A 10,636-nucleotide genomic window follows, 5' to 3' on the forward strand; every position below is an offset into this window, starting at 1 on the left:
CGCTCAACGCATTTTATTAAAATTCATAACAAAACCTAATTGATAAGTTTGAATTGGGTCATCATAACGAATGTTCAGGTAATCCCTGCAAAAATAATTGTGAAACACAAAACCAAAATCACTGGTTACCCAGGGCATCCAGGTTAAGTAGTTGTGTACACCTAACCTGTATTTACTAGATAGTGGATAAAGAGATAAATCGTTATCAATAATGTATGCGAGTTCACTTCGCCATATCCATTGGGTTCTTGCATTTCTCACGGTTTTTCCTGTAGGGTTTTTAGAGAATTTCTTTTTATCTGTATCTGATAGTTGTGTTAAAACAAATCTCGATCTTCTTGTCCACTGAAGGTTAAGCAAAACCCTATTTAAGCCATAAGCAGATGCAAGTTCATCGCTCAAAGTTAATGGTCCGCCGAGGTCAACTTCACGTTGCAAGCCAAGCCCAGCCGAATAAATATGATTATCACTAGTCTGCTTCATGCCATAAACCATCAGCCTGATGTAGTTGGTACTAAAATCTCCATTTTTATAGTTATTGCGATTTGGAGCTGTTGATTTAAAAAAAGGTAATGCCTGCCCGTTTGAATAATGATGTATTTGCGCCTTTAAGTAAACGGTTGTGGCCTTTGGCGATTCTATTTTGTTTACATCGCTTAACAAATAATCTAATCCTAAACCCACATCATTACTCGTTGGCAATAAGGGACTAGAGCTATCTTTCGTCATGCGAAGCATAAAAGCGGCATCAAAGGTAATTCTGGCACGAGACCAAAACGGGCGACTGTAATATTTACCACGATACATGGTTACTCTGTGAGAAATGTTACCCTCCAGCCAATATCCATTCATGCCTTCACCATCTTGTAAAGCAATTTTGCGGGTAGATAAACTGTTAAACATCGGTGCTGGAGAAAGATATAATATCGGGTCGTGATACCCAAATATCTGTTGCAGATTATTATACGGAATACTACTTATTTCAGCCCTGCGGATGTCATCTTCTACCGAGCTGCTATCTGAAGACGTAGTAATTTGCGGTTTCTGCTGTGGAATTTGAGCGAATGAATTTTGCGAACACAAGAAAGCTATGGATAATAGCATTACTGTTTCTAAAGATACCTTTTTCATGAGCATGCATTTATAGATAAAAATTTTGAGGGGGTTGTTATGTTGTTGGCAGAATCAACGGTAATCGTTTTAAAACGAAATCTCGACCATTGCTAAAGAATAACTGGCGAGCGAGTTGCTGTATGCTAATACCTGATGGCATTAGATTGCTTAAATTATTTTGCTCCAAAAAGCGGGGAAAATATTTTATAAAATCTTTTTCAAATTGCGGGAGTTCGAGCACCGAATCGCAAAAAGTTAAAGGATTAATTAAGCCATCAAAATCCGAACCGATACAAACCTTTTGAAGCGCATTTTTTACCGGAAATCCATATTCAGCTGAAATTTTCATCAGGTGTAAAACATGTGCCATAAAGTGATGAAGGTGGTAAAATGGAACATCAACTAAAGATTGTACAGCACGGTTTACCACTTCATGTGTTATACAATAAAATGGTGTTAAATGTTCGCCTACGGCATCTCCAGTAATGAAATATTCTAATTCTTTATTAGATATATATTCCGATTCCGTAAGTAAATCCTGCTGTTCTTCGGCTTTGATGCTGCTTTCTCCATAACCCAAAATTCTTTTATCCAGAGAAAGTCCTATCATGCCGTCAGATTCCAAAATCGCGATAATTTCCTCGTCATAAAGGTTAATGCTACTCGGGTTAAAGGCTACCGATTCGTAAGTTTGATATTTAGTAGGTTTTCCCCAGGTAATTTTAGAATACCCTTTTACCGATGGCGAATCGATTTGCATATAATTTGGTATTTCACCTACAGAAAGCCCGGTAAATCCTGCATGGGTACAAACCAAAGGCTGCTTAATTGGTGCAAAATCTGCTCTTTCACGTATATCATAAATAAATTTGGTTCTGGCGCCCAGGCTCATGTGTTTAAGGTCAACCAAAATATTACGTTCATAGCAAAATCGTATAATTTCTATGCCATCTGCAGATATTTCTTTCTCCCTGGGGATAAAACTTAGCGACTCTACAAAAAGTATCCCATAAGCATGGTTGCAGAAGGGATATTGCTCGAGATGGGTTATATTGATAGATAAAATGGGATAAGATTTTCGTAAACTTTCCAGATTTGTTAAAACTTCAACCCTATTAATCTTCTTTGGGTCGAGTGTTGAAGATAGCGTATGGCATCCTTCAATGGTAAAAACTGCATAAATCCGCTCTTTATCTTCTTCATCATAAATTACCTCATAAGATAAAGCCACCACAGTTTTGCCATCATCTGTTACCTTCGGACTTAATATAAGCTTTAAATCTTCCTCTACTAAATCTGGAAATGGCTTTAATCTGCCCGAAATCATGTCGTCAAGTCTTAAAGGATTAAGATATTCTCGCAATGGCGATTTTTCAGCTTGTTTCTTAAGCAGCTTATTGTCGATAAAGCCACGCTCGGGCACAAATAAAGCAATGCAAACTAGGTTACATCTCGAATCAAGCAGTTGTTGAAAGTTAGATTGGGAACCCAAAATTCTGCTAAAATCGCTACACATTCGAATAAACCAATTGATTTTTTTAGTATCAATATTTTGCCAGGGGCTTGTTTTAGCAGCGCCGGTAGTGAACATCGACTTTAAAGTCGGATGAATGTGAAAGTCAAAATAAGGCATAGATATGGAAGATTAATTTAGTGATTAATCGTCTGCACAGCCATCGGAGTTAAAAATTCCAATAGCACCTATCGGCCAAACTAGAAATAAGTTTATGGAGCGAAATATTTGGGTATAAAAAAGCGTTAAGAATTTGTTTGGTAATGCAATATAAGAAAAGAATAGCAATTATAAATACCTAACATTAAGTATTTTATGTAGAATTATGAATAAAAAAAGGGCCGTCTCTTTGTTTAATTCTTGAGGCATAAAGCATCTGCAATATAAGGAACACCTGCCTACCGCAGGCATACATGAAAAACGGGACTAACAATATTCTAAAGGGCAATTTTTGCCTTTCTAAAAATTTATCCATTAATAAGGTAACGCTTTAAACAAAGGTGAGTTTAAAGTGTTATCTTGATGAATGCCTATTGAAACAGAAATCTTGATTATTGGTGGTGGTTTAGCTGGTTTAACGGCGGCTTTGCATCTTAAAAAATTAGGCTTAGAGGTTACACTTATCGAGAAGCAAAACTATCCTCATCATAAAGTTTGCGGAGAATATATTTCGAACGAAATTCTACCGTATTACAATTGGCTTGGCTTAGATTTATCAGTTCTGAAGCCAAATCAAATCAACCAACTACAATTTACATCTGTTGATGGCAACAGCATTAAAACTAATTTACCACTTGGAGGCATTGGCTTAAGCAGATATGCAATTGATAATTACCTCTATCAGGTTGCTACAACCCGGGGAATAAATATTTTTCATGGAAATGTGCAAAATGTAGCCTATACTAATAATCAATTTGTTGTAGATACTGTTGATGGTTCAGTTTATAAGGCACAACATGTAATTGGCGCTTATGGTAAAAGGGCACTATTAGATTCTAAACTCGATCGTAAATTTATTGGAAAAAAATCTCCGTACCTTGCAGTAAAGGCACATTACAAATCAAATTTCGCAAACCATATTGTAAGCTTAAACAATTTTAAAGGTGGCTATTGTGGCGTTTCAAAAGTAGAAAATGATATTTTAAACATTTGCTATTTAGCAGATTATGAAAGCTTCAAAAAACATAAAAATATTTATACCTTTCAAAAAAATGTGTTGCATCAAAATAAAAATCTAGAGCGTATTTTTAGTGAAGCAGAGATGATTTTTGAAGCACCTTTAACCATCAGTCAGATTTCTTTTGAAAAAAAAGAGCCGGTACTTAACCATATTTTAATGATTGGCGATACTGCCGGATTAATTCATCCACTTTGTGGAAATGGTATGGCTATGGCCATTCACAGCGCTAAAATTGTTGCGGAGCTATTATATAAATTTCATAATGGAATCATTCCTGATAGGCAAGCACTCGAAAAGCAATATACGCAACAATGGAAGGCTCTATTTGCCCAAAGATTAAAATTTGGAAAAATTTTAGCCTCAGTTTTAAAAAATAATATGATGGAAAACATAGCTATGAAAACTGTAAATCTTTTCCCGGCGATATTAAATAAAACCATAAAATACACACATGGTAAACCGATAATTGCATCAGAAATATGATAGTAGATACCAGGTTTCGTAGCGAAGCCCCCGAGATGATGGACGATTTTGAAATGGAAGGGGCAATTTTACAAGATGCATTAGATAAAATTGCAAGTATCAATCAGCTTTTGGGTGGCAACAAGGTTACTGTTGATGGGGTTAAAAAATTGCTTGAAAATAATCCAACCAATAACATAATTCGTATTACTGATATAGGTTGCGGCAATGGAGATATGCTTAGAACATTATCAAATTATGCTAAAAAAAACAATTTAAATTTTGAATTAGTAGGCATTGATGCTAATCAATTTACGATTGAACACGCCAGAAATTTATCAAAGGATTATGCAAATATTAGTTATCAATGTTTAGATATTTTTGATGATTCAGTAAAAATGCAAGCTTGCGATATTTACCTCTGCACTTTAACGCTTCATCATTTTAAAAACGATGAAATAATAAAGCTTTTAAACTATTTTAAGCAAACTGCAAGCATTGGCATTGTAATAAACGATTTGGAACGCAGTGCAATAGCTTATCAACTTTTTAAAGTGCTTTGTTTTGTATTCCGCCTAAATCACATGTCGAAAACCGATGGATTAATTTCAATTTTGCGTGGCTTTAAAAGAGAAGATTTCATCGCGTATGCGAAAAAATTAAATATAAAAACCAGCTCGATTAAATGGAAATGGGCTTTTAGATACCAATGGATAATTAAAACAGCATGAGTGTAATTGTAAAAGCCGTTGGTAAGGCATTACCCCAATTTTGGAGGGCAACTGAAGATATTATTCCCTTTCTAGATGTTTGGCTTAAAGACCAGGATGAAAGATTTATTAGAAAAGTAAAAAAGATTTTTGAAGGCGCCGCAGTAGATAAACGTTACTCGTTCATGTCGCCCGAGGAGGTTTTTAGCGACCTGAGTTTTGAAAAGCGCAACGACATTTACATACGTGAAGGCATTAGATTAGGTGCGCAATGTTTAGAAACCGCTTTAGCAAAAGCGAATTGGAAACCCGAAGATTTGGATTACATTATTACGGTAAGCTGTACCGGGATAATGATTCCATCTTTGGATGCCTATCTAATCAATAAACTTAAACTCCGTAATGATATTGTCCGTTTGCCGGTTACAGAAATGGGTTGTGCCGCGGGAGTTTCGGGAATGATTTATGCCAAAAATTTTTTGAAGGCAAATCCGGGTAAAAGAGCAGCTGTTATTGCAGTCGAATCTCCAACTGCAACTTTTCAGCTCAACGATTTTTCGATGGCAAACATTGTAAGTGCTGCAATTTTTGGCGATGGAGCAGCCTGTGTTTTACTAAGTTCAAACGATGAAGATGATGGTCCGGAAATGTTAGCAGAAGAAATGTATCACTTTTATGATGCTGAAGATATGATGGGTTTTAAGTTAACAAATACCGGTTTGCAGATGGTTTTAGATGTTGAAGTTCCAAATACCATCGAAGCACATTTTCCTCAAATTATACATCCTTTTTTAGCAAAAAATAATTTAGCAATAGCTGATATTAGACATCTGATATTTCATCCAGGAGGAAAAAAGATAATACAGGTTGTAGAAGAATTATTTGGCAAACTGGGCAAAAACATAAACGAAACTAAAGAAATACTCAGACAGTATGGAAATATGAGTAGCGCCACCGTACTTTACGTTTTGGAAAGCTATATGGATAAAAAACCTCTAAAGGGAGAAAAAGGTTTAATGTTAAGCTTCGGACCAGGATTTTCAGCACAAAGAATATTATTGGAATGGTAGCATGACAAACAGCCAAATTATAGAAAAACTACCTTACGGGAAATCATTTTTATTTGTTGATGAACTGCTACAAGTAGACCAAAATGGCGCCAAAGGAACATTTACATTTGGTAAAGATTTAACATTTTTTGAAAGCCATTTTAAAGATAATCCTGTTACACCAGCGGTAATTTTAACTGAAACCATGGCGCAAATTGGACTGGTTTGTTTAGGGATTTTTCTTTTGAAAGATGCTTTAACTAAAAACGATATGGGTTTTGTTATGACATCAAATGTTATAGATTTTTTAAAACCTGTGTACCCCGGAGAACAGGTTTGGGTAAGCAGTGAAAAGATATACTTTAGATTTAACAAGCTAAGCTGTAAAGTAAAAATGGAAAATGCTAATGGAGATTTGGTTTGTAAAGGAACAATATCTGGCATGCTAATTTCTAAACATAATGGATAATATTCGCGTAGTAATTACTGGTTTGGGAGTTTGTGCACCAAACGGCACAACACTACCTGCTTTTACGCATGCAATTAAAAATGGAATCTCGGGCATAACTTTTCAAAGCGATTTAGAAGCTTTAGGTTTTTCTTGCCAGATAGCTGGCAAACCGTTTTTAAGCGATGAACGAATTGCAGAATATTTTTCTCCTCTTGAGCTTAGAAATTTAAATAGCACAGGAATTGTTTATGGCGTTGTGGCCGGTTTAGATGCCTGGAAAGATGCTGGTTTAACCATTAACGAATCTGATGAACCCGATTGGGATAGCGGAACTATTTTCGGTACAGGCACTTCAGGGATTGATAAATTTAGATGGGCCATAAATAAAATTGATGATTTGGAAATACGCAAGCTTGGAAGTTCTGTAGTAATACAAACGATGGCAAGCGGTGTGAGCGCTTTTATTAGCGGAAAACTCGGTTTAGGCAATCAAGTCAGTACCAATTCATCTGCCTGTGCAACCGGTGCTGAAAGTATTTTACTTGCTTACGAAAGGATAAAAGCAGGCAAAGCCAAAAGAATGTTGGCCGGAAGCACCAGCGATAGTGGACCATATATTTGGGGTGGTTTTGACGCAATGAAAGTGTGCACTTACAAACATAACCATGAGCCCGAAAAAGGAAGCCGACCAATGAGTTTAACTGCGAGTGGTTTTGTTCCGGGTAGTGGCGCAGGTGCGATGGTTTTAGAAACGCTCGAATATGCCTTAGCCAGAAAGGCTAAAATTTATGCCGAGGTTTTAGGTGGAGACTTAAATTCTGGCGGCCAAAGAGGTTTAGGCACCATGACCGCACCAAATCCACAGGCGGTACAAAGGTGCATTATAAACGCCATCAAAAATGCTAACATCAAACCGCAGGATATTGATTTAATTAATGGACACTTAACCGCAACCGCCAAAGATGCGCTAGAAATTGAAAACTGGAAAGCAGCTTTAGGTGCAACCGCCGATGATTTTCCATACATAAATTCTTTAAAAGGGATGATTGGTCATTGCATCAGCGCAGCTGGAAGTATTGAAAGTGTTGCCTCAATACTCGAATTAGCGCAAGGTTTTATATTCCCGAATATTAATTGCGAAGATTTAAATCCAGCAATAACAGCTACTATTGCTGAAGATCGCATTCCAACAAAGTTGATAAATAAACCGGTTAACATTATTGCGAAAGCTAGTTTTGGCTTTGGAGATGTTAACGTTTGTGTTATTTTTAAAAAATACAACCATGAATAGAAACGAAATTATTGAGGCAATAAAGCTTATTGTAAAGCCCTACACGGAAGATGTTGCTGCACTAGAAAGCATAAATGAAAGCACAGATTTTATCAAAGATTTAAAAATAAATTCTGCCAATTTGGTTGATGTGGTACTTGATGTGGAAGAAAAATTTAGTATTGAAATAGACAACGAATCAATGGCAAAAATGCTGACTGTAGAGGCAACAATTGCTATTATTGAGGAGAAAATGAATAGCAATGCTGGGAAATGATATTGTAGATTTAAAGCTTGCCAAAACCCAAAGCAATTGGCAAAGAAGTGGCTTTTTAAATAAAATTTTCACTAAACAAGAACAATTTTACATACGTTCTTCTGAAAATCCTGATCGGTTGGTTTGGCTGCTGTGGAGTATGAAAGAAGCCGCTTACAAAATTCATAACCGCATTACAGGTGTACGGAACTTTGCGCCAACAAGTTTAGAGTGTAGTATCCGGCAGGAAGATTTAAAAAAAGGAGCAGTTTGCATTGACGCAGAAACCTACTACACTGAAAGTGATATTAATGATGATTATGTTCATACCGTTGCTAGTTGCTTAAAAAACCACTGCGTTAATGTTAAAACAGCTATTTATAAAGCCCCAAATTTATTAGCTGATTATAAAAATACCAGCGCGGCTTGCGTAAGTCATCACGGGCGTTATCTGGCGCTTGTATATTAAAAAATTAGCCTAAAATATTAGGTCATATTGCATCTGGTGCCCACTCCTATTTTCTTTACAGAATAATAGAATAGCCTTCTTTAAAAAGCCTTATCTTTGGACAAATCATAAAAAATAAAATATGCTTAAAGGATTTTTTAACGTACCTACTCCGGTAAACGAACCTATATTAAATTATGGCCCAGGCAGTAAAGAACGTGTTCTTTTAAAAGAAGCACTTGCTGAAGCGAGGTCTCATCAACAAGATATCCCGATGTACATTGGTGGTAAGCAAGTACATACCACTAAAAAAGGTAAGGTTGTTCCACCACACGATCATCAACATATTTTAGCACAATATAGTATTGGCGATAAAACCCATGTTGCCCAGGCAATTGATGCTGCATTAGCGGCAAAAGCAGATTGGGAAAACCTATCTTGGGAGCACAGAGCAGCTATATTTTTAAAGGCAGCTGATTTAATTGCGGGCAAATATCGTTATAAATTAAATGCAGCAACCATGTTAGGGCAAAGCAAAAATGCATACCAGGCAGAAATTGATGCAGCTTGCGAACTGATAGATTTCTTACGTTTTAACGTAAGTTACATGAGCGATATTTACAAGCAACAACCTCCTGTTTCTCCTCGTGGAAACTGGAACAGAGTAGAGCAACGCCCGCTAGAAGGTTTTGTATTTGCTTTAACACCATTTAACTTTACAGCTATCGCAGCAAATTTACCTGCATCGGCAGCAATGATGGGTAATGTTGTGGTTTGGAAGGCAGCAGATACGCAGGTTTATGCCGCAAACCTTTTAATGGAAATTTTCCGCGAAGCGGGTTTACCGGATGGCGTTATCAATTTAGTTTACGCTGATGGACCAGAAACCGGAGAAGTGATTTTCAACCACCCTGATTTTGCAGGTATCCACTTTACCGGTTCTACAAAAGTGTTTCAGGAAATCTGGAAAACTATTGGTACAAACATTCATAAATACAAATCATACCCGCGTATAGTGGGCGAAACCGGCGGTAAAGATTTTATCCTGGTTCATCCTTCTGCACAGGTTGATATTGCCAATACAGCAATTGTTCGTGGTGCTTTCGAGTATCAAGGTCAGAAATGCTCTGCTGCTAGTCGTGTTTACATCGCAGAAAGCCTTTGGCCTGAAATTAAAAAACAAATGTTACGCGATTTAGCAACATTTAAAATGGGCGGAACAGAAGATTTTACCAACTTCATAAATGCTGTTATCGATGAACGTTCTTTCGATAAATTAGCGAAATACATAGACCAGGCTAAAAAAGATAAAGATGTAGAAATTATTGCGGGCGGTAACTATGATAAGAGCAAAGGTTATTTTGTGGAGCCAACCGTTTTGGTGGTTAAAGACCCAAAATACACAACCATGTGCGAAGAGTTATTTGGTCCGGTTTTAACAGTTTACATCTATGCTGATGCAGATTTCGATTCTATTTTGGAAGTAATTGACACAACATCTCCTTACGCCTTAACGGGTGCGTTAATTGCGCAAGATCGTTACGCGATTGATAAAACAAGCCATGCATTACGCAACTCGGCCGGAAACTTTTACATCAACGATAAATGTACCGGTGCTGTTGTTGGCCAACAACCATTTGGCGGCGCCAGAGGTTCTGGTACTAATGATAAAGCAGGTTCGATGATTAATTTATTGCGTTGGGTTTCTCCACGCACCATTAAAGAAGTTTTCGAATCGCCAACCGATTACCGTTATCCGTTTTTGGCAGAAGATTAATATTCTGGTTTGTGCAAACGCAGACCTAGGATTGTAAATTTATGGTTGTCATGCTGAGCTTGTCGAAGCATTAACATAATAGAAACCTCTTGATTTATCAAGGGGTTTTCTTTTTCAAAAGGTTTTGGAAAGCAATTGCAGCAAAAAAGATTAATGTTGCCCGGGCTTTACGCTATATCTTTTTGGGTTCTTTTAAGCAAACTCACAAAGTTTAATAATTTGGATTATGTGCTAGACTTCGTAAGTTTAGCCTGTAGCAGCCAAAAAGGATGCCGCTACAATCCTACCGTGTACCCACATCTTTATTTTTATTTTTGTTTCATGTTTGGAACAGATTACAGTAAACTTTTTAACGACCTTAGGTTATCTAGACGAGGAGAAAGCCTATTAAATAAATTACGTCAGGA

General features: G+C 36.8%; 10 protein-coding genes. 8 read left to right on the top strand and 2 right to left on the bottom strand.

Annotated elements, in window-relative coordinates:
- Nucleotides 1-3: 3 nt before the first annotated feature.
- Nucleotides 4-1,131, bottom strand: a complete 1,128-nt coding sequence (locus tag LUA90_RS05010) for a hypothetical protein (protein ID WP_231490508.1) — start codon at nt 1,129-1,131, stop codon at nt 4-6.
- A 37-nt stretch (nt 1,132-1,168) separates the two neighbouring features.
- Nucleotides 1,169-2,746, bottom strand: coding sequence for a membrane dipeptidase (locus LUA90_RS05015; protein WP_231490509.1), 1,578 nt, complete (start codon nt 2,744-2,746; stop codon nt 1,169-1,171).
- Nucleotides 2,747-3,152: 406 nt separating this feature from the next.
- On the opposite strand from LUA90_RS05015, the gene LUA90_RS05020 reads away from it, so the two are divergent.
- From LUA90_RS05020 to pruA, 8 genes are all read left to right on the top strand, one after another.
- Complete coding sequence (locus LUA90_RS05020) at nt 3,153-4,289, top strand: NAD(P)/FAD-dependent oxidoreductase (protein WP_231490510.1); 1,137 nt, start codon at nt 3,153-3,155, stop codon at nt 4,287-4,289.
- The gene (locus LUA90_RS05025; protein ID WP_231490511.1) at nt 4,286-4,999 is read left to right on the top strand and encodes a methyltransferase domain-containing protein; all 714 of its coding nucleotides are present in this window, start codon (nt 4,286-4,288) and stop codon (nt 4,997-4,999) included. Before LUA90_RS05020 ends, LUA90_RS05025 begins: the two co-directional genes overlap by 4 nt.
- Nucleotides 4,996-6,048: a type III polyketide synthase gene (locus LUA90_RS05030; protein WP_231490512.1), complete on the top strand. Its 1,053-nt coding sequence runs from the start codon at nt 4,996-4,998 to the stop codon at nt 6,046-6,048. The genes LUA90_RS05025 and LUA90_RS05030 overlap by 4 nt, the downstream gene beginning before the upstream one ends.
- Nucleotide 6,049: 1 nt before the next feature.
- The gene (locus LUA90_RS05035; RefSeq protein WP_231490513.1) at nt 6,050-6,496 is read left to right on the top strand and encodes a 3-hydroxyacyl-ACP dehydratase FabZ family protein; all 447 of its coding nucleotides are present in this window, start codon (nt 6,050-6,052) and stop codon (nt 6,494-6,496) included.
- Entirely contained in the window at nt 6,489-7,769 is a 1,281-nt protein-coding gene (locus tag LUA90_RS05040; RefSeq protein WP_231490514.1) for a beta-ketoacyl synthase, read from the top strand. Before LUA90_RS05035 ends, LUA90_RS05040 begins: the two co-directional genes overlap by 8 nt.
- Complete coding sequence (locus LUA90_RS05045; RefSeq protein ID WP_231464045.1) at nt 7,762-8,025, top strand: acyl carrier protein; 264 nt, start codon at nt 7,762-7,764, stop codon at nt 8,023-8,025. The genes LUA90_RS05040 and LUA90_RS05045 overlap by 8 nt, the downstream gene beginning before the upstream one ends.
- Nucleotides 8,012-8,473, top strand: coding sequence for a 4'-phosphopantetheinyl transferase superfamily protein (locus LUA90_RS05050; RefSeq protein ID WP_231464047.1), 462 nt, complete (start codon nt 8,012-8,014; stop codon nt 8,471-8,473). The genes LUA90_RS05045 and LUA90_RS05050 overlap by 14 nt, the downstream gene beginning before the upstream one ends.
- Nucleotides 8,474-8,594: 121 nt before the next feature.
- The gene (gene pruA, locus LUA90_RS05055; protein WP_231464049.1) at nt 8,595-10,229 is read left to right on the top strand and encodes an L-glutamate gamma-semialdehyde dehydrogenase; all 1,635 of its coding nucleotides are present in this window, start codon (nt 8,595-8,597) and stop codon (nt 10,227-10,229) included.
- Nucleotides 10,230-10,636: the final 407 nt, after the last annotated feature.

Source organism: Pedobacter sp. Leaf170, assembly GCF_920984665.1.
In the GTDB taxonomy this organism is placed as follows: domain Bacteria; phylum Bacteroidota; class Bacteroidia; order Sphingobacteriales; family Sphingobacteriaceae; genus Pedobacter.